14 protein-coding genes are annotated in these 19,236 nt (G+C 68.5%); 3 read left to right on the top strand and 11 right to left on the bottom strand.

Annotated features, from left to right (window positions below):
* Positions 1 to 13: 13 nt before the first annotated feature.
* From ACQ3HB_RS17885 to ACQ3HB_RS17925, 9 genes are all read right to left on the bottom strand, one after another.
* Complete coding sequence (locus ACQ3HB_RS17885) at positions 14 to 1,717, bottom strand: alkaline phosphatase family protein (protein ID WP_430921885.1); 1,704 nt, start codon at positions 1,715 to 1,717, stop codon at positions 14 to 16.
* A 252-nt stretch (positions 1,718 to 1,969) separates the two neighbouring features.
* Positions 1,970 to 2,905 carry a class A beta-lactamase gene (gene bla / locus ACQ3HB_RS17890; RefSeq protein ID WP_430921887.1) on the bottom strand — a complete coding sequence of 312 codons (936 nt, stop codon included), beginning with the start codon at positions 2,903 to 2,905 and terminating at the stop codon, positions 1,970 to 1,972.
* 115 nt (positions 2,906 to 3,020) lie between these two features.
* Positions 3,021 to 3,869, bottom strand: a complete 849-nt coding sequence (locus tag ACQ3HB_RS17895) for a S1 family peptidase (protein WP_430921889.1) — start codon at positions 3,867 to 3,869, stop codon at positions 3,021 to 3,023.
* A gap of 147 nt (positions 3,870 to 4,016) precedes the next feature.
* Complete coding sequence (locus ACQ3HB_RS17900) at positions 4,017 to 9,032, bottom strand: hypothetical protein (RefSeq protein WP_430921891.1); 5,016 nt, start codon at positions 9,030 to 9,032, stop codon at positions 4,017 to 4,019.
* A complete protein-coding gene (locus ACQ3HB_RS17905; RefSeq protein WP_430921893.1) occupies positions 9,029 to 9,718 on the bottom strand; it encodes a hypothetical protein in 690 nt (229 codons plus the stop codon). The genes ACQ3HB_RS17900 and ACQ3HB_RS17905 overlap by 4 nt, the downstream gene beginning before the upstream one ends.
* Positions 9,715 to 10,431 (bottom strand): S24 family peptidase, encoded by a 717-nt coding sequence (locus ACQ3HB_RS17910; protein ID WP_430921895.1) that lies wholly within the window; start codon positions 10,429 to 10,431, stop codon positions 9,715 to 9,717. Before ACQ3HB_RS17910 ends, ACQ3HB_RS17905 begins: the two co-directional genes overlap by 4 nt.
* A 120-nt stretch (positions 10,432 to 10,551) precedes the next feature.
* The gene (locus ACQ3HB_RS17915) at positions 10,552 to 11,106 is read right to left on the bottom strand and encodes a hypothetical protein (protein ID WP_430921897.1); all 555 of its coding nucleotides are present in this window, start codon (positions 11,104 to 11,106) and stop codon (positions 10,552 to 10,554) included.
* A gap of 322 nt (positions 11,107 to 11,428) precedes the next feature.
* Positions 11,429 to 12,898: a sensor histidine kinase gene (locus ACQ3HB_RS17920; protein ID WP_430921898.1), complete on the bottom strand. Its 1,470-nt coding sequence runs from the start codon at positions 12,896 to 12,898 to the stop codon at positions 11,429 to 11,431.
* Positions 12,895 to 13,593, bottom strand: a complete 699-nt coding sequence (locus tag ACQ3HB_RS17925) for a response regulator transcription factor (RefSeq protein WP_430921900.1) — start codon at positions 13,591 to 13,593, stop codon at positions 12,895 to 12,897. Before ACQ3HB_RS17925 ends, ACQ3HB_RS17920 begins: the two co-directional genes overlap by 4 nt.
* A gap of 160 nt (positions 13,594 to 13,753) precedes the next feature.
* Between ACQ3HB_RS17925 and ACQ3HB_RS17930 the strand changes: the two genes are divergently transcribed.
* The 3 genes from ACQ3HB_RS17930 (at position 13,754) to ACQ3HB_RS17940 (ending at position 17,907) form a co-directional block, all read left to right on the top strand.
* Positions 13,754 to 15,070 carry a fibronectin type III domain-containing protein gene (locus ACQ3HB_RS17930; RefSeq protein ID WP_430921902.1) on the top strand — a complete coding sequence of 439 codons (1,317 nt, stop codon included), beginning with the start codon at positions 13,754 to 13,756 and terminating at the stop codon, positions 15,068 to 15,070.
* Positions 15,071 to 15,105: 35 nt separating this feature from the next.
* Positions 15,106 to 15,837: a lytic polysaccharide monooxygenase auxiliary activity family 9 protein gene (locus ACQ3HB_RS17935; RefSeq protein ID WP_430921904.1), complete on the top strand. Its 732-nt coding sequence runs from the start codon at positions 15,106 to 15,108 to the stop codon at positions 15,835 to 15,837.
* A 108-nt stretch (positions 15,838 to 15,945) separates the two neighbouring features.
* Positions 15,946 to 17,907: a glycoside hydrolase gene (locus tag ACQ3HB_RS17940; RefSeq protein WP_430921906.1), complete on the top strand. Its 1,962-nt coding sequence runs from the start codon at positions 15,946 to 15,948 to the stop codon at positions 17,905 to 17,907.
* Positions 17,908 to 18,018: 111 nt separating this feature from the next.
* Here ACQ3HB_RS17940 and ACQ3HB_RS17945 read toward each other — a convergent pair whose 3' ends face one another.
* Both ACQ3HB_RS17945 and ACQ3HB_RS17950 read right to left on the bottom strand, forming a co-directional pair.
* Positions 18,019 to 18,477, bottom strand: coding sequence for an OsmC family peroxiredoxin (locus ACQ3HB_RS17945; protein ID WP_430921907.1), 459 nt, complete (start codon positions 18,475 to 18,477; stop codon positions 18,019 to 18,021).
* Between the two features lie 145 nt (positions 18,478 to 18,622).
* Complete coding sequence (locus ACQ3HB_RS17950) at positions 18,623 to 19,210, bottom strand: response regulator transcription factor (RefSeq protein WP_430921909.1); 588 nt, start codon at positions 19,208 to 19,210, stop codon at positions 18,623 to 18,625.
* Between the last annotated feature and the right edge of the window lie 26 nt (positions 19,211 to 19,236).

A 19,236-nucleotide genomic window follows, 5' to 3' on the forward strand; every position in this document is an offset into this window, starting at 1 on the left:
GTCGAGCCGGTCGTCAGTCGGCGGACCGCCCCCGCGTCCGGAACGCGGCGAGTGCACCGAGGGCGAGGGCGGCCGCCCCGAACGCCGCGACCGGCGCGGGGGACGAACCCGTAGCCGGCAGCATGCCGGGGCCGACCTCGTCGCCTTCCTCGATCTCGGGAACAGTGACCTCCGGATCTGGTCCGGGGTGCTCCGAGAATGCGACCTGATCCACGGTCCAGAACAAGCCGTTCGCTCCGGCATAGGCGAAGGCGAATCGCACTTCTGCCGCCCCGGGCGGGACGGGTACGGGGATGCGCTCCATGCGATTGACGCTCGTCGTGTAGGAGCGGATCTCGATCGGCTCCCCGCCATCGAAGCGTGCGACGACGGATGCCGTCTGCGAAGGGTCCTCCCGGTAATTCGTCGCGAACGACAGCATCGCCTCGCCGGTTCCGGAGATCGGGTAAGCGGGGGTGAGCAGCGTCGAATCGAACGGGCCGGCGTCGTGGGCCACATCGTCCCACTCGTCGGAATCGGCTACGGCGAACACGTCCCGATTCCGCACGCTCGTCTCGCGGCCCTGTCCGAGGTCCGTGTTCGTCCAGAACTCATCGGTCGTGAACGCCCATCCGCTCCACTCCGTCGTGCCGCCGGCCGGCATGCGCGAGTTGTCGATGCTCCAGCCCGCTGGCGCGTCGTGCGTCCAGCCGAGGACGCCCGCGACCGCTGCCTCGTCGACCGCCGGAAGAAGCGCGTCGCGCAGAACAGCGAAATCGTCGGAGGGGAGCCGATCGAACGCCGCGCCGTCGAGGTCCCAGTCGGACTCCGCGATCACGCCGTGGTGTTGGAGGACGGCTGGAGCGACATCGACGAGTTTGACGTCGTATCGCCGCGAACCCGGGGTGATGCCGCCACCGCTCGCAACGACGAAGACGCCGCGCTCGCCGATCGAGTTGCCACCATGGCCGCCCTCCGGCGTGTGCCCGTGATCCGTCGTGACGACGATGAGCCAGTCCTCGTCGGCGTACGTGGCGCGAGCCTCGATGGCGTCCATGAGCTGCCCCACCTGGACGTCGACGTTCTCGATGGCGGCGAGGTACTGCGCCGAAGCCGCGCCGAAGTCGTGCCCGACGATGTCGGGCTCGTCCAGGTGCACCATGATCGCGTCCGGGTCGCCGTTCTCGAGCCGGTCGGAGACGGTTTCGACCGTGGCGGCGTCGCCGGGGGAGCCGATCCGTTCATCGACGGACGGGCCGAAGATGTGCGCGGCGACGGGATCCCAGGAGGCGACGACGAGCGTCGAACGCTCCGGATCCGCGGTCTTGAGCCGGGTCAGGTACTCGGGGTACGTCGTGAACTTCGATCCGGCGAAGGTGTTGTCGACGACGCCGTGCTTGTCGGGCCAGGTTCCCGTGGCGATGCTGGACCAGCCGGGGCCGGACACCGTCGGCGCCAGGGGATCGGCGCCGAGATTGCTCGTGGCGAGCATCCCCGCCTGGACGAGTCGATCGATGTTGGGTGTGTGCGCGTCCTGCAGCCGGGTGAAGACGCAGCCGTCCGTGCCGATGATGATGCTCTTCGGGATGCGTGCCGTCCGCGTGCTCGGGGTCATCGCGGAGGCGGGTGCTGCACCTGCACTGGCCGTGACGGCGGCGGCGGCCGTGACAGCGAGGGCTGCGCCTCCGGCGAGGACGGTTCGTCTGCTGACGGGGCGGGTGCGTGGTCCACGTGACATGGTGATGTGCTCCAGATCGGTCCGGTCGGCATGGTCGCCGCGGGGTGCTTCAATTCTGATGTCGGATACGCCAGGTGCCAGGTGGTCAGAGCGATCGTTCCGTCAGTGTTCATGATCGTTCAGGCGCTGATCACTCGCGGTGGGGCACCTTGGCCCTCACCCTTCGACAGGCTCAGGGACCGGTTGCTCAGGGACCGGTGGCTCAGGGACCGGGGGCTCAGGGGGCGGGGCGGTGGCTCAGGGGGCGGTGGCTCAGGGCGCGGTGGCGAGCACGCCGAGCGCCGTGAGCGCTGCCGCCGCAGCCTTCGCGATCAGGACGTCGTCATACGAGGCTTCCTGTGCGGCTCGGCTCGACAGGACGGTCATGACGATCGGGGCTCCCGCCGGCGGCCAGAGGACGGCGATGTCGTTGCGTGTCCCGTAGGACGCCGCACCGGTCTTGTCGCCGACGGTCCAGTCGGTCGGTACGGCGGCGCGGATCAGCTTCCCTCCCGTCGTATTCCCTTGCAGCCAGGCGGCGAGCAGTTCTCGTTTCGGCTGTTCGACGGCGTCGCCGAGCACGTACGCGTCGAGTGTGGATGCGAGCGCGCGGGGTGTGCTCGTGTCGCGAAGGTCGCCAGGCGTCGCTTCGTTGAGATCGGGCTCGAGGCGGTCGACGTTCGTCGTCGCATCGCCCGAAGCGCGCAGGAGCTGCTGGACGCCCGCCGGGCCGCCCAGCTGCGCGAACATGAGGTTCGCGGCCGTGTTGTCGCTGTACTGGACAGCCGCGGTCGCGACGTCTCGAAGCGGCATTCCCGTGTCCACGTGCTGTTCCGTGATGGGTGAGTAGGCGACGAGATCATCGGCCGTGTACTGGATGACCCGGTCGAGGTCTTCCATCGTGCGCGTCTGCAGGATCGTCGCTGCCAGCATCGCCTTGATCGTGGAAGCGAAGGCGAACCGTTCGTCGGGGCGGTACTCGACCGTCGTCCCTGCGCCCGTGTCGAATGCGACGACGCCGAGGCGGGCGTCGAACTCCTGCTCCAGGGCTGCGAACGCTGCATCGGCGTGCACGGTGGTCGGCGTGGACGGCGGACGGGTCGTCAGGGCCGACGCAGGCGATGAGTGCGCGCCTGGGCTCGAGCATCCGGTCGATCCGGCCAGAACGGCGGCGGCGGTCAGGGTCAGGAAGGTGCGGCGTGACGGCATCGGTGTCTCCTTGCTCGGCGCGCTGCGGGGTCCCGCAACGCGAACCTGGAATGGAACTGAGGTGATGCCGCCCTGCGCAGCGCGTCCACGTCCGCAGAAGGGCATCCGGTCCTCCTCAGAAATCGAGGCCGGAGCGAATCGCTTCCGATCCCGTGTACGTGAAGATGGTGGGGTTCCCGGTTTGTCCGCATCCGGTGATCGACCCGCGCGAAACGATGCCGATCTGGTAGACGGTCGTACCGATCGTCCGGAACAGGGGTCCGCCGCTGTCTCCGTAACAGGCGGAGTGCCCGGTCTTTCCGGCGCACATGTCCGAATCCGGGTTGAACACGGCGCCTCCGGCCAGCGCGCATTCACCGCTCGAGAGGATCGGCAGGCCGACTTCACGGAGGATGAGGGAGCCGTCCTCGTCGTCGCTGTCGGTGGCGCCCCAGCCGATGAGGGTCGCGATGGAGCCGGGCGCCAGGAGCGCGTCGGTGCCCGGGGTGGGGAGACTGACCGGTTGCACATCGATCAGTGGGCTCTGCAGCCGGAGCACGGCGGCGTCGTAGCCTTCCCACCCGAAGTCGGGATGGCTCACCGATGCGGAGAGTCCGCGGATCTGCACGCGCTCGCCGGGAGCCCCCGCCGGGAGCACGCTGGCTCCGACGACGAGGCGCCAGGCCTGCCCTGCCGACAGGTCAGGTGCGCAGTGCGCCGCCGTGAGCACCTGCCACGGCGAGATGACCGATGCCGCACACACGTGCATCCATTCGTTCGTTTCCGGATTGACCATCTGGAGGGACGCCATGAACCCGGCGTAGCGTTCCGGGTCCGCCGGATCCCCGCCGACCACGTAGGGCATGGGATCCGTGTCGGAGGAGTGGGAGGGCGCTGCGGTGGCGCTGGCGGCACCGCCGACGAGGAGCAGACAGCTCGCGACGGCTGCCGCCGCCAAGCGGGCCACGGGGGCTGGAATCGTCATGGTCGATGCCTTTCGAACAGCGGTCGGAGGAGAAGGGCAGAGGTCATCGGCCCTTCTCCCCGTATTCGATCAGGCGCGGGGTGAGCGCAGCGTAAGGAGTTCCGGTGCGACGAACGACTCGTAACGCTCCGAATCCTCGGGACGCGGTCAGCGGGGTGCTCCGCCTGCTCGCGTGGCGAACGTGGGTTCGGCGGTTCGCGTGCGGAGATGGTCGGGGTCGTCGGGGAACGTGATCGTGACGTGCGCCGAGCCGGTCCCGTCGACTTGGCCGTCACGCGCGACGACGCCGATCTGGTTGTCCTTGATGGACGCCCAGAACCCGGCCGCCGTCGGGAGGCTGGTCCTGGCGGACACGATGATGCGGAGCGAGGAGGAGCCGTCCGCGTGATCGGTGATTTCGCAGACCGTGCTGGCGTAGTTGTTGACGCGATGTTGGATCGGCCCGCCGCGATGGCACCAGCCGTACGCGTTCGTGAATTCCAATGAGGCGGGGAGATCCGCGGTGATGACGAACTGTTCGCCGGCCAGCACCCGGGGTGTGTCGGCGGGGGCGGCGTCGCCGTCGAAGAAGTCGAACTCGATGGCGCCCTCTGCTCCGTCGATGAAGGATTCGCTGAGGAACGGCTTCATCGAGGGGGCGTGGATGCCGTAGCCGTTCGGTGTCGGTGCTTGCAGGGGGACGATCGCGCGGCGGTGTTCGGAACCGGATTGTTCGATCGAGGTGTCGAGGGTGATGATGACGTCGCCCGACACCGTGTCGTCGGCCGTGTCGTGAACCACGGGGATCGTGAGCGGGAGGCTCTGGTCGAGCATGATCCATCCCTCCGACGGGCCGGTGCGTGTCAACGTGTACGTGATCGTGCGGCCGTCGATTGCGCATGAGCCGGTGAAGCCCGCGTAGCGGTCGGGTTCGGTGCACACGTTCGCGGTGTCGACCGTCGGTGCATCGGTGTACGCGAGTCCTTCCGGGAGATCGACGCGGTAGGTGAGGGTGTCGCCCGCGTCGACGGCGAAGGGCCAGAAGCCGGGTTCGTTGTTGCCGGGATCGCTGAACCAGCTCACCTGGCCCTCCGGGATCGTGCCGGGATCGCCGGAGCGGGTGCCGGCCTCCGCTCGCCAGGTCCCGAGGGAGGAGGACTCGTTGTCGATCGTGATGACGTCCGCGTCGCCCTGCCGGAACGGGCGGACCACGGCGTGCGCTCTGCTGCTCGCGATCGTCGCGGTGAGCTGGTGGGTCGCGTCCGTCGAGGTCGAGGCGGATCGCACGCGCACGTGGACGCCGTCCGCGAGGAGGGTGTTCGGCACGTTGCGCAGTGCTCGGGTGGTGAGCGTGAGGGTGGTCGCGCCGGTCGCGTCGTCGACCGAGGCGGTGCAGTCGGGGGCGCTGAGGTAGCCGTCGAGGTCGGACCCCCAGGCGTCCTGCTGGTCGCACCAGTTCCGGGTCGTGTCGCCGTGCCACGCCTCGGTCCGCTCCGTCTCGACGGTGAACGCGGTGCCGAGGTTCAGGGTCATCGTCAACCGGTCCCCGGACCGGACGATGTCCCACAGGGTCGTGGGCGGGGTCCCCGGGAAGAAGTCGAAGGTCAAGCGCCCGCGGCCGTCGTTCGCGAACGACTGCCCCACGTACGGAGTGACCGCGAGATCATGGACGCCCAAGCCCGCCCGGTAGTCGCCCCAAATCCACACTGGCGGCGCCGTCTGGGCCACGGGGCGTGACCCGAGCTGGTCCATGTCCACGCTGAGCGACACTCGCGGCTCCACGTACACTGCCGGGCCGGGAGGCTGCTTGCCGATCAACGGAATCGCCGCCGTCGCGCCGATGGGGCGGTCGTCCACGACATCGGGACCGGTCCTCGTGGTGATGAAGGAGATCGTGCGCCCGACGACCTCGCATCTGATGTCGTATCCGGGAACCGTGCGGGCGCACGAATTCTCGGTCGTCGAAGCCGGATCCGGGTGGGGGTCGAACACGAGACTGGTGTTGGCGTCGCCGAGACCGTCGATCGTGTAGGTGAACGACTCGCCCGTCCTCATCGTGACGCCACGGCTCTCCGTGCCGCCGAGACCGGTCTCGAACCTCACGTAGCCCTGCTCGCCCGGGTACCAGATGTTGTTGCTCGACGGCGTGGTCTGCGCGGCGGTCGCATTCCGCACGTCGAGGGACGAGGCCAGACCGACTGCGGTCGTGAACGGCAGCTCCGCGGAGCGGTCACGGAAGTGGTCTGCATCGTCCGGGAACGCGATCGTGAGGTGCGCGGTGTCGGAACCGGCCACCTGTCCGGCCTCCGCGACGACCCCGATCGTGTTCGCCTTCAGAGCGCTCCACTGCGCCGCCGACGTCAGGTCGGCCTTCGCCGTCAGCGTCGTGCGAACAGCCGACGAGCCGTCGGGTCGTTCCTCGGTCGAACACGCAGCGGTCACGACGTTGCGCGCGCCGCCCGTCGCGCCGGGGTCGCACCAACCGAAGGTCGAGGACGGCCGCAACGACGACGGCAACTCGGTGACGATCTCGATGTGGTCACCAGCCTTCACGGCCGGGAAGGGGTTCGGAGCCGACGTCGCCGCGAAGAGGGAGAAGGTGATCTGCCCTTGCGCGCCGTCGACGAATGAACGACCGGTGGCAGGGCTGATCTTCGCCGTGTGGACGCCGTAGGGATCGCTCGCCTTCGTGTCCGTGACGAACCGATTGCCCGGCACGGAGCTTCGACCGGTGACTGCCGCGGCGAGCTGATCGACGGGCACGACAGCGACCGTGGCGAGCAGTGCGGCAGCGGCGACGAGCATCCCACGCTGCACCTTCGAGCGGTAGCGGGGATCGATGCGTGGTGCGGGTCTGTTCCGTGGACCGGTCGCAGCGCCGGGGCTGCCGGCGGGGCGGGTCGGCCTGATCGGGCTCGTCATGAGGCGGGCTCCTGGATGTCGGGGGACGCGTCGCCGGAGACGACGTCGGTCGATGTGGTGTGAACGGGGGCGAGTGCTCGACGGTGGTCGGACCCGGACTGGACGATCGTCGTGGTGAGCGTGATCTCGACGTCGTCGTCCACCGTCGAGCCGGGACTCGTCGGCCGGACGGGGATCGAGAAGGGCAGAGACGCATCGAAGGAGTACGCGGCATCGTCCGGTCCTGTGCGGGTGAGCGCGACCTCGACGGACGAGTCGGTGGTCACGCAGGAGACGCTGAAACCGGTGTACCGGTCGGGGAGCGCGCAGACGTCGTCCGCCCCTGTACTCGAGACCGACGGGCAGTTCGACGCGGTAGGTGATCACGTCACCCGTCGTGACGGAGATCGGGCCCGACGGGCCGCCGTCCGCGCCAGGCTTTGCCGTCCAGGTGACGTGGCCGTCGGGTGCCGCGGCGACGTCGGAGCGATCGGCGCCCTCGGCGCCCTCAGCGCCCTGCTCACCGACGGCGTTCGACGACGGGAGAAGCGCTTCGGCGTTCCACACGCCGAGGCCAGACGACTGGCCCTCGATCGTCGGCGTCCGGACCGTCCTCTGCCGGTTGTTCGTGACCGTGCCGAACCGCGAACTCGCAAGGGTGACGACGAGCTGCTCGGTGCCCGCGGAGAGCGCCGTCCCGGCATCCACGCGAAGCCGGAATCCGTCGCTGAACCGCTCGTTGGGAACCGTCTGGAGCGCGGACGTCGTCACCGTGGTCACGGCGTTCCCGCTCGTCGGATCGATCGACGTCGAACACGTCGGGACGCTCAGATACCCGTCCAGCAGTGGTCCCCATGGGGCGCTTCCATCGCACCAGTTGCGACTCGGATCGTCCTGCTCCGGGCCCGACGAGGCGTCGGACGCACGGAACCGTGCACCGGACTCGACGGTGACCGTCAACGTGTCACCCGACTCGACGAGCGTGTACGCCGGGACGGAGGAACGGTCCTCGAAGAAGTCGAAGGAGAGGTGTCCTCTGCCGCCGCCGGCGAATGAGGACCCGACGTACGGGGCAAGCGCGGGTCTCGCGATGGTGAGCCCCGTGCGCGGGTACCCGTGCGTGATGAACTGCGCAATGCCGAGGTTGGGGCGGGAACCCCATTGCTCCGCATTGGCGGTGAGGGTCACCTGAACGGTCGTTGAGATGGGAGCGTAGCTCGTGGACGCGTACGTGCTCTTGATGGGCACGTACACGCGGTCCGCGATGGGACGGTCGTTGACGATGTCCGGTCCGGTGCGCGTGGTGATCAGCCGGATGGCGGTCCCGACCACGTCGCAGCGGATGTCGTAGCCGTCCAGTGCGCGCGCGCAGGCGTCCGGTCTCGACGGATCGGGGGTGCGAGTGGGATCGTAGACGAGCGTTCCCGTGCCGCCCGTCATGGACGGCATCCGGATGGCGTAGGTGAAGGACTCACCGGTCCGCAGCGTCACTCCACGGTTGGCGGGGTCCGCCAGGTTCGTCTCGAAATTCACGTACCCCGTGTCGTGCGTGTAATAGCTCGGAGTCCCCGTGCCGCCGTCGACGGTGACCTGGGCGTTGCGCACATCGAGGTCGGTGGCCACGCCCACGGCGGTCGTGAAGGGCAGCTCCTGCGTCGACCGACGGAAGTGGCCCACGTCGTCGGGGAATTCGACGGTGATGAGCGCTCGACCGGCTCCGACGACCTGGCCGTCTCTCCCTCGCACGCCGATCGAGTTCTCCCGGAGGTACACCCAGTGCGACGAGGTGAGATTGCGCTTCGCCGTGAGGACGACATCGACTCGGGTGCTCCCGTTCGAGTGCTCGATCGTCGTGCACTCCGCGCTCAGATACACGCGGGGTGTTCCTCCCGCGGTGGGATTGCACCATCCGGAGGTGGTGTCCAGCCCCAGGGTCGCGGGGAGTTCGAGGGAGAGGCGGATCTGCTGTCCGATCTTCACGGTGGGCACGAGGGCGGGCGCAACGGTGCCGAGGAAGAACTGGAAGGAGACGGCGCCCTTCGCGCGGTCGATGAACGAGTCGCCGACGAACGGGGCGAGCCGTGCCTCGTGCATCCCGTACGGTTCCGCTGCCGCCGGATCGGTCACGTACCGGTTGTTCGCGATCTCCTCGCGGGAGGTTTCGACGGCCCCTCCCGAGGTGATCGTCGTCATCGAGATCGCGATGAGGGTCAGAGCGGACAAGGCGAGGAGCGCACGGCGACTGAATCGCACCCGCAGCGGTGCGCGATGGACGCCGCTCATGAAGCGGTGTCCGGTCTCGCGGTCGTCGTCGCGCTCGAGTTCCCTGCTCGATCGACGGGTTCCGCACGGCGGCGTGCCATCCAGGCGAGGAACCCTCCGGTGAGGAGCGCGAAGATCGCCGTGGGCAGGAAGCGAAGTGCGTCGGTCCCGGTGAACGGGAGGTCGCCGTCCTGCGCGGGGCCGGTGCCGGCGTCGAGGGCATGGAACTGGAAGTCGACGACCGTCGTCGCCGCGTCCATGGGCGGCGTGTCGGTGGGGAGCAGGACGCCGACGCAGATGGTCCGGCTGGTGCCCGCGGCGACGGACTCCTGGTCGACACGGCGCACGTCGGTCAACGCGATCATCTCCGCTCCGTGCATGATCGAGGCGTCGCACGAGGCGTAGTCGCCCGTCGCGTGCAACTCGAGGGTGTCCATCCGGTGGTCGCCGGGGGCGTCGTTGGAGAGGGCGACGCTCAACTGCACGTCCAAGTCGCTCGCGGAGGTGTTGGACACGGTCAGTTCGCGGACTTCCGGCACCCCCGTCTCGAGGGCGACGTCGAAGAGCGCGTTCCCGGGGGTCACGACGAGGCCGCCGACTGGCGACGTCTCGGTCGTTGGGGCGGCGTTGGCTGCGGTGCCGAAGCCGGTGGCGAGCGTCGCTGCCGCCGCGAGGGTGGCGAATGTGGTGGCGAGGGGGCGGGTCATGCGTTGGCTCCGGTCTGCGGGGAGGACTGCGATGCGGTGGAGGGCTGGTCCGTGGTGGAGGACTGGTCCGTGGTGAGTGACGGGGACGCGTCCGGCGGCTGCGGTGTGCGCGTGGGTGGGGCGGGTGCGAGGATCGCGTCGAACGCGTCGATCCCGGTTGCGTGGGACGGATCCGTCGAGGGGGCTGCTGCGGTCCGCTCCGGCGCCACCGTCACGGGCTGTCCGGCGGCGCGACGTCCGCGAGGCTTCTTCGGTGTCGAGAAGAGGAACGCCGGGACGATGAGCGCGACGAGTGCGATGCGTCCATAGAGGTTCTGAGTCAGGTGGTACAGCACGGCGGTGGAACCCTGGATCGCGAGGCGAGGCGTCCCCATGACCTGTGCCTGGGTGACGGGGGACGGATCCGCGATCTCGTTCCCGTCGCCTTTGAGGGTGGTTCCGGCGTCGGTGATCTCGTGGACGCGGTGCACGTACTGCTGTGCCTTGTTGCCGGGGGTGACGGAGACGACCACGATCTGGTCCTGCGTCTGGAGTTCCGTGCCGGTGGGTTTCTGCACGACGAGGACGTCGCCGACCTGGTAGGCGGGGCGCATGGAGGCGCCGGTGACGGTCATGAAGTAGTCGCCTGTGATGCGTTCCCAGGCGAAGGGCGCCGCGAGGATGAGGAGGGCGACGACCGCGACGACTCGGGCGACGAGCAGGGTGAGCTTCATGGAGTCTTCTCGGGGAGGGCGAGCGAACAGGTGTGGGGTGTCTTGGCCGTCGTCATCCGCGAAGATGAGGGTGCGGCTCCGAGACGCTAGGGGTGTCTCGGAGCCGCACTGGCGCCGGTCTTACGGAGCTGCGATGGTGTCGAACTGGAAGTCGACGGTCGCGGTCGCGTCGTCGCCGAGGCTCGCGTCCCAGTCGCTGATCTGTGCGACGAACACGTCGAGACGGACGGTCACTTCGCCGCCGGCGGGCACGGTGATGAGGTTCGCGGCCGGAAGGGCCATGTTCGAGAGCTTGCCCGAGGCCGTCTCGACGCCGGCGACGTTGATGCGGGTCGAGAGCGAGTTCGTCAGCGCGTCGGACTTGTTGCCGCCCGTGTGGACGAGCGACTTGATGTTGACGGTGACGTCCTTGCCGCCGGTGGCGGGGTCGGAGAGGTTCGTGAGCGTGTAGTACTTCGACTCGACCTCGCCGGCTGCGGTGCCGCTGAAGACGGCGGACATGGCGTCTCCGTCGACCTCGATGAGGGGCAGCGGCTCGGTGACCTCTTCCGAGGCGAAGGTGTTGCCGAAGATCGTGGACTGAGCGGTCACGAGGGCGCCACCGGTGCTGACGCCGGCGATGAGGAGGACGGACGCGCCGGCGATGATGGCGCGCTTACGGGTGATGGTGGTCATGGGATGTGCTTCTCCAGGTTGCGTCGGAGGGGCTCCGACGGCGGGCAGAATGAGCGGCTTCGGATGAAACCATGAAGAGTATGACATCCAAAATATTGGAACGCCAGTTGCGTATTACCGATCAGATGTGAGGTACCTTCAGCGGCCGCGTGTCGGCTCCGCACGGGGCCGGTGCGCAGCCGTGCGCCCTCATATTTTCGGCAGTTGATCTGCGTCTGTCTCCGAATCACTCGAAGTCAATATGTGATGGGTGTCTGATCAGCGGGTGTTTCGACTGCGCGTCCTGCACGGTCCACAGCACGCTCGCGCGCACCGACGGGGATCACGGGCGGGAAGGCGAAATGGGCGATGGTGGGAACGGGAGTCGGAGATGCATCGTCGTGCCGGTGGAGCCCTGGGCCGGGACTTCGAGAGAGAGGCCGGACGGTGCGGAGACGGCGGTCAGTGTGCCGCCGAGGCGCTCAGCGGTCTGCTTCGCCATCGCGAGACCGATGCCGGAACCCGGCTGACGGACGGACGGGTCGACGCGGTAGGAGCGGTCGAAGACGTGAGGGAGCGCCTCGGCAGGGATGCCGGGGCCGTGGTCGGCGACGGCCACGTGCCAAGCATCGGCGTCCTCGCCGGCCTCGACCCGCACGACGCCGTCCGCCGGTCCGTACTTGGCGGCGTTGTCCAGCAGGTTGAGGATCGCCCGTACGAGCAGGTCGTGGTCGCCGACCGCCTGGCGGCGCGCTCCGAATCGCTCGTCGAGGACGAACTCCGTCTGCCAGCGGCGACGCGCTGCGCGCACAGCGTCCTGGACGACTCGGCTCGGCGAGTACTCGGTCTGGGCGAGCGCCGTCGTCGTCGCGAGGTCCGTGATGTTGTGCACGAGCCGCGCCATGTCTGCCGTCTCGTGGCGTGCGTCGGCGAGCAGGCGTTCGCGCAGCTCCGGCGGCAAACCGTCGCGTTCGAGGAGCTCGAGGTTCGTGGACAGGGCGGTGAGCGGACTCCGGAGGTCGTGGGAGGCGTCCTCGATGAGATGTCGTCTCGCGGCCTCGGCGCGATCGAGCCGGGCGAGCATGTCGTCGATAGCGACCGAGAGTCGGCCGAGTTCGTCGGTGCGGGGGAGCGAGACGCGGCCGGTCGGGTCGCCTGCTCCGACGACGTGCTCCGCCGCACCGGTGAGACGGAGGATCGGCCGGACCGTCCGCCCGGCGACGACTGCGCTTACGAGGGCGGCGCCCGACACCGTGGCGAGGCCGGCGAAGGCGAGGATCGCGAGCAGGCGGCCGACGGCCCGGTCGACGATCTCTGTGGGGGAGGCCGAGACGAGCGCGCGACCGTCGGCGAGCGGGGTCGTGAGGACGCGGACCGCGACCGGGCCGTGCTCGGTCTGGATGGTCTCGTCGGACCACAGCGAATCCGCGGCCGACCACAGCGCGCCGTCGTCGCCCGGCGACCGGGACTCTCCGGTCAACGCGAGCTGCTTCTGCGTGATCTCCAACCCGATCGTCGAGCGACCGGCCGGGGTGTCTGCATCGATGACGACGGTGCACGCCGGCTCGGTCGAATAGGCGCACGTGCCGCTCGCCACGTAGTCGGCGTTCGTATTCAGGAGTGACACGACGCGGTTCGCCTCTCGTTGCAAGGCGACGTCGTGGGTGGAGCGCAGCAGCATCGTCCCGAACGCACCCACGGCGATGACGAGCGCGAGGACCGCGAGGGCGACGGTCCCGGCGATCGCGAGCGTGAACCTGCCGCGGATGCCGAGCGGGCGATGGGGGCGCGGCGATCCCTCTGCGGCCGTCACGGTTTCGACGCCCGGTAGCCGAGCCCCCGCACCGTGTGGATGAAGCGTGGTCGGCCACCGGCCTCGAGCTTCGCGCGGAGCGAGGAGACGGCGACCTCGATCACGTTCGAGTGCGGTGTCCACCCCGGGCCCCAGACGGCATCGGCGAGGATGTCCCGCGTGATGGTCTGTTCGGGGTGATCGAGCAGCGTATGGAGGATCGTCGTCTCGATCGCGCGCAGTTGGATCGTCTCGCCGTCCACATGCACCACGCGTGAGGCTGCGTCGAGGGCCACTCCCGGGATCGCGTCCGCGTGGCCGTTCGCGCCCCCGCTCGGCTCCAGCCGTCTGGCGAGTGCGCGCACTCGCGCGAACAGTTCCGGGAGCGCGAACGGCTTGGTGAGGTAGTCGTCGGCACCGGCGTCGAGACCTCCCACTCGGTCGCCGATGGCGTCTCGGGCGGTGAGCATCAGGATCGGCGTGCGGTCTCCGACCGCGCGGATGGCGCGGCAGAAGCCGACTCCGCTTCGGCCAGCCATCATGAGGTCGAGCACAACGACGTCCGGACCGAAGACGGGGTGGAGGCGGAGGGCGTCGTTTCCGTCGACGGCCGTCTCGACGATGTGGCCTTCGAGGCCGAATGCGGTGGCGAGGGACGTCCTGATGTCCGGATCATCGTCGACGATCAGGAGGCGGAGAGGGTTCTGCTGGGTCATGCATGCACACTAGACGGCGGTATCTGGAGTTCCTGTGTGCGTCGATCAACTTTCGGGGACGACGCTGCGAGGTCGAGTTGGTTAACATCAGCTGTCATCCTGAATATGTGATGACGAGTTACTCCGTCTCCCGAGAAAACCATCTGAAGGAAATCCCCCTGTGAAGACACCCAACAAGCGACGCGCCGCGATCATCGCCGGCGTCGCCGGGCTTGCCATCGCCCTCCCCAGCGCGGCGTTCGCCGTCACCGCCGCCAACGCCTCGCCGCTCGAAGGCACGCTCACCCTCGACCCCTCCTCGACCTGGCACGCCAGCGGCCAGTTCGTGCTCAAGAACACGACGACCGACACACAGGACTGGAAGCTCCAGTTCACCGTTCCAGAGGGTTCGTTCCAGAACTCTTCGAGCTGGAACATCGACGCGACGGTCGTCGGCGACCAGGTCACGCTCACCCCGAAGAACGGCGGCCTCGCCGGCGGCCAGAGCGAGCACATCTCGTTCGGCGTCGCGGGCGACGGCACCGACAAGCTCACGCTCGAGGGCTGCGACCTCAACGGCTCCGCCGTCGCGGGCTGCTCGGCATCCGACGGCGAAGAGGACACCGAGAAGCCGTCAACCCCGAAGAACCTCACCGCCGACACGGTCGACTCGTCGACCATCCACGTCATGTGGGAGCACTCGACCGACAACGTGAAGGTCGCCGGATACCGGATCATCCAGGACGGCGACGTCGTCAAGGAGCTCCCCGGCGACATGCGCATGACCAACATCACCGGTCTGGCGGCCGGGACGTCCTACGACTACGAGGTCGAAGCGTTCGACGCCGCCGGCAACGTATCCGACCGTACGGATGTCGTCACGGGCACGACCGCCGGCGCGCCCGTCGAGGACACCGAGGCGCCGTCCGACGTGACGGAGATCGCCGCGACCGCGACCGGCCCGCGCACTGTCGACGTCACCTGGGGCGCCGCGACCGACAACGTCGGCGTGACCTCCTACGTCATCAACGACGGCAAGGGCGGCTCGAAGACCGTTTCGGGCGACAAGACGTCCGAGACGATCACCGGCCTGCTGCCCGAGACGGACTACGTCTTCTCGGTGCACGCGGTCGACGCGGCCGACAACGCGGGCGGTTCGCAGCTCGCCCACGTGACCACCCTCGAGGACGTCGTCGTCGAGCCGGGCACGGGCACTCCGACCGGCTTCACCGCGGCGGCCGGGACCTACCAGGACGGCACCACCACGATGCACCGCCTGCAGCTCGGCTGGACCCCGGCCGAGGCGACCAAGCGGTACGAGATCTACATCGACGGCGTCTACGCACAGACCCTGCTGATCGGTTCCGACCAGGCCTCGGCTCAGAAGCGCAACGTCGAGCTCGGCACCGACGGCGGCACGCACACCGTCAAGATCCGCGCCCAGCTCACGGACGGCTCGTGGAGCGCGTTCACGCCCGAGCTCACCGTCACCAACTGACCCGCGCCCGACTTCTCCAGAAAGCACCCCACAACATGAAGCACATGAAATCGTTCCTCGACAAGCCCAAGGGGCGCAGGAACGCCGCGGTCCTCGCGGGATCCGTCGTCGCGCTCACCGTCATCGGCCTCTCCGCCGGTCCGGCATTCGCGCACGGCAGCAGCGACGACCCGATGAGCCGCGTGCTCGGCTGCAAGCTCGCCGGCGTCACCGAGTTCCCCGTCGGCGAGACCGAGTACGAGGGCTGCAACATGGCCTACGACATCGCCGGTTCGTTCCAGTTCGACGAGTGGATGGGCATCGTCGTCGGCGACACTCGCCTCGGTCAGAAGGATGCGCAGTACCGCACGGTCGCTCCCAGCGGGCAGCTCTGCGCCGCCGGCAATGAGAAGTTCGCGGGCCTCGACGCGCCGAGCGACGACTGGCCCACGACTGAGCTTCCGGGTGGCGAGGACTACACGCTCAACTTCAAGAACACGGTCGCCCACAACCCGTACACCTTCAGCTACTACGTCACGAAGGACGGGTACGACCCGAAGCAGCCGATCACCTGGGACAACCTCGAGCAGACCCCCTTCCTCGTGGCCGACAACGTGGCATCGGTCGACCAGGGGACGCCGAACATGCGCACCGAGCTTCCGGTCCTCCTGCCGGAGAAGAGCGGTCAGCACGTGATCTACACGATTTGGCAGGGCAACATCAAGCCAGACGGCTCCGTGCAGTCGAACGAAGCGTTCTTCGCCTGCTCGAACGTGGACTTCGGCTAACAGGATCGCGTCATCCGGCCGGTGGCGCTCGGACTGCGGGCGTGAGCCCATGGTCCGGCCGCCACCGGCCGTCACGTTCGCTTCATCATCGGCGGGCAGGGTGCTGGGATGACCAGACCACAACGATTCAGAGACCGTCGGCGCGTGTTCGCGGCCGGAACGGTTGCCTTCGCGATCGCTGCGAGCGGTTGCGCGTCGCCGGCCATGGCGGCTTCCTCCCCCGGCTTCGTCGACGGACGCGTCCTCATTCCCATCCAAGGCGGCAGCGCGAGCATCGATCCGGCCACGCTGCAGATCGAGTACCACGGCGAACAGGGCGTCGACACGTGGTCGGCGCCCAGCCTGACGGCGCTCGGGGCGCCCGACGACCCGACCGTGACGCCGTTATCGGTCACGTGGGGGTTCGCATCATCGGACCTAACCGTCGTGGCGTCGGAGGAGCAGGGACGCCTGAGCATGGAGCTCGTCTCCGGCTCGGACCGGGAGGTCGCGTGGCCGGTCGCCGCCGCGCCGGACATCCGGTCCGTCGAGTTCCCGAACGGCGAGGGCCTCTCCATCCCCGTCACGGACGCCTTCTGGCTGTCGGAGGAGGCTGGTCTCGATGGCGGGAGCTGGGACTTCGCCGGAGGGTTGACGATGCCGTTCTGGGGAGCGACGTTCGCGGACCGCGGCGTCAGCTACATCGTCCACGACGACATTGGGACAACGCTCGATTTCACAGTCGAGGATGCGCGTCTGCAGGCGTACGCCGAGCACACGTTCTCGAACGACCGGGCGACCGGGACCTTCGGGGTCACCTTCGCGCCGACCGATGGGAACCCGGTCGCCGCCGCCCAGGACTACCGCCGGTATCTGCAGTCGAGCGGTGGCTTCGTCTCCCTCGATGACAAGATCGCGGCGAACCCGAACACGGGACAGCTGATCGGCGCCTTCCACGGCTACACCTGGGGCGACGGACGCGACCCGGAGCTCGTCGCCCGTCTGCAAGCGCTCGGCATCGAACACGCCTGGCTGGGCTACGACGCGAACGGGGACCCGATGGGTTCCGACACCGTCGATGCGGCCGAGCAGGCCGGGTACCTGGTTGGCCCGTACGACACGTGGGACAACGCGCAGGATCCCGCAGACGCGGACACCGAGGCATCGATCTGGCCGGGGGACGTCTGGCCGAACGGGTGCGTGATCGACAAGGACGGCAAGCCGGTGACTGGCTTCGGCGGTCGCGGCTGCTCCGTCAGCACCGCCGCGCTCGAGCAGGCCGAGGTCGAGCACAGTGCGCTGACGAACCGTGTCCAGGACTTCGTGAAGAACGGGGCCACGAGCTACTTCCTCGACGTCGACGCGGTCGGGCAACTCTTCCGCGATTACTCGCCCCTCCACCCGCAGACCGAAGCCGAGGACCGCGCACGCCGCCTCGCCCGCATGCAGGCGCTGGGCTCCGGTGCGTTCTCGAACGGGAACCCGCTCGTCCTCGGCTCCGAAACGGTCGCCGCGTGGGCGAACCCGGTCGTCAGCTATTCCCACGGCTCCAGCACGCCCATCGCCGGCGGCATCTGGGCCTTCCAGAAGGAGCAGGAGTGGGGTGCCTGGTGGCCGGCGGAGCGTCCAGCGTTCTTCTTCAAGGACACCACGCTGCCGGACGAGCTCGCGACGGCCATGTTCGATCCCGCCTACCGCATCCCCCTGTACGAGACGGTGCTGCACGACTCGGTGATCTCAACGGACCGATGGGAGATGGGGCTGTACAAGTTCCCGGGGCTCGTCCGCGACCGCACGCTCACGAACATGCTCTACAACACGCCCGCCGTCATCGCGTTGGACGAGAAGGTCCTCGACGAGCACGGCGAGGACCTCGCGAACATGCAGCGCTTCTTCGAGGTCCTGCAACAGGCAGCCGGTACGTCGCCGCTCACGTCGTTCGAGCGCGTGGAGGATGGCGTCCAGCGCACCGTGTTCGGTGACGACGAGCTCACGGTGACCGTGAACTTCGGCGCGTCGGACAGAGCGGGAGTTCCTGCCGGATGCGCCGTCGCCCGAGTCGGGGACGCGGATACGACGTACTGCCCATGACCTGACCGGATGGTGGAGGCCACCGATCCAGCATCCTGTGCCGCAGGGGCCGGGATGCATGTGACCGGAGGCCTCCTCGCGGGCGACTCGGTGCCCGCCGTCGATGTGAGTTCAGCGCTGGTCGACGGTGAGCGTGATCGGGACGCGCAACGCGAGCGAGACGGGGCAGTTGTCCTTGGCGCTGCGAGCGATGTCGATGAGCGTCTCCGGCTGCTTCGGCAACGTGGACACCTGGACCTTCACGTGGAGATCGACACCTGTGATGCCGACGCCGGCCACGAAGCCGACCCTCGCCGTCGTCGTGATGCTCTCCGCGCTCCCGCCGGCCTCGCCGAGCATGTGCGTCAGCGCCATCGAGTAGCAGGACGCATGCGCCGCGGCGAGCAGCTCCTCAGGTGTCGTCGACTGCGCTGCCGGCGACGTGCCCTCGGCGCGCGCGGGCCAGGTGACGGGCAACCGCGCCGTATCGGAGCTGTCGAGGTTCACGAGTCCGCGCCCTCCTGCGAGGCTGCCGGACCACACGGTCGTGGCGACGCTGACGGCTGGCTTTGGCGTGCTGGGAGTGGTCATGTACTGCTCCGATTCCTAGGGTGAGTCGCCGCTTCGGCGACGCGACCAGTGCATCCCGGCTGATGTTGCGACGCCGTAAGGAGTCGGCCTGCACGCCGCCTGTTTTACGAACGTCAACGTGTCGTGGACGGCACGCGCGCCGTGGTCAGCCGCCCACGACGCGGTAGCCGACTCCTGGGACCGTTTCGATGACCCAGGGGGTGCCGAGGCGCTTGCGCAGCGTTGAGATGACGACACGGATCGAGTTGGTGAAGGGGTCCGCGTTCTCATCCCACGCCTTCTCGAGGAGGTGCTCCGCGCTCACGACGCCGCCGTCCGCTGCGAGGAGGATCTCGAGGACGGCGAACTCCTTCCGGCTGACATGGATGGGGAGCCCGTCGCGCGAGACCGTGTGCCGGAAGATGTCGAGCTTCACACCGCCGCGCTCGAGGACCGGAGGTTTCGCGTCCCCGCTCCGACGCCCGAGCGCCCGGAGGCGGGCGACGAGTTCGGTGAATTCGAACGGTTTCGCCAGATAGTCGTCAGCGCCGAGTTCGAAGCCGCTGACCTTCTGATCGGTCCGTCTCGCGGCGGTGAGCATGAGCACCCGGACCGATGCGCCGGAACGCGCGAGTTCGGCGCACACGTCATCGCCGTGGGTGCCGGGGATGTCGCGGTCGAGGACGACGGCGTCGTAGTCGTTGATGGACAGGTACTCGAGGAGGACCTCGTCTTCGACGACGAGTACACGCATGTCAGTTCTTCTTTCGGAGTCGGGTT

The sequence above is a fragment of the Plantibacter lichenum genome (genome assembly GCF_050587525.1).
GTDB lineage: Bacteria > Actinomycetota > Actinomycetes > Actinomycetales > Microbacteriaceae > Plantibacter.

Coding starts and splice junctions, on each gene's coding strand:
- ACQ3HB_RS17885 (WP_430921885.1), bottom strand. CDS start 1,717: ATGTCACGTGGACCACGCACCCGCCCCGTCAGCAGACGAACCGTCCTC.
- bla (WP_430921887.1), bottom strand. CDS start 2,905: ATGCCGTCACGCCGCACCTTCCTGACCCTGACCGCCGCCGCCGTTCTG.
- ACQ3HB_RS17895 (WP_430921889.1), bottom strand. CDS start 3,869: ATGACGATTCCAGCCCCCGTGGCCCGCTTGGCGGCGGCAGCCGTCGCG.
- ACQ3HB_RS17900 (WP_430921891.1), bottom strand. CDS start 9,032: ATGAGCGGCGTCCATCGCGCACCGCTGCGGGTGCGATTCAGTCGCCGT.
- ACQ3HB_RS17905 (WP_430921893.1), bottom strand. CDS start 9,718: ATGACCCGCCCCCTCGCCACCACATTCGCCACCCTCGCGGCGGCAGCG.
- ACQ3HB_RS17910 (WP_430921895.1), bottom strand. CDS start 10,431: ATGAAGCTCACCCTGCTCGTCGCCCGAGTCGTCGCGGTCGTCGCCCTC.
- ACQ3HB_RS17915 (WP_430921897.1), bottom strand. CDS start 11,106: ATGACCACCATCACCCGTAAGCGCGCCATCATCGCCGGCGCGTCCGTC.
- ACQ3HB_RS17925 (WP_430921900.1), bottom strand. CDS start 13,593: ATGACCCAGCAGAACCCTCTCCGCCTCCTGATCGTCGACGATGATCCG.
- ACQ3HB_RS17935 (WP_430921904.1), top strand. CDS start 15,106: ATGAAGCACATGAAATCGTTCCTCGACAAGCCCAAGGGGCGCAGGAAC.
- ACQ3HB_RS17940 (WP_430921906.1), top strand. CDS start 15,946: ATGACCAGACCACAACGATTCAGAGACCGTCGGCGCGTGTTCGCGGCC.
- ACQ3HB_RS17945 (WP_430921907.1), bottom strand. CDS start 18,477: ATGACCACTCCCAGCACGCCAAAGCCAGCCGTCAGCGTCGCCACGACC.
- ACQ3HB_RS17950 (WP_430921909.1), bottom strand. CDS start 19,210: ATGCGTGTACTCGTCGTCGAAGACGAGGTCCTCCTCGAGTACCTGTCC.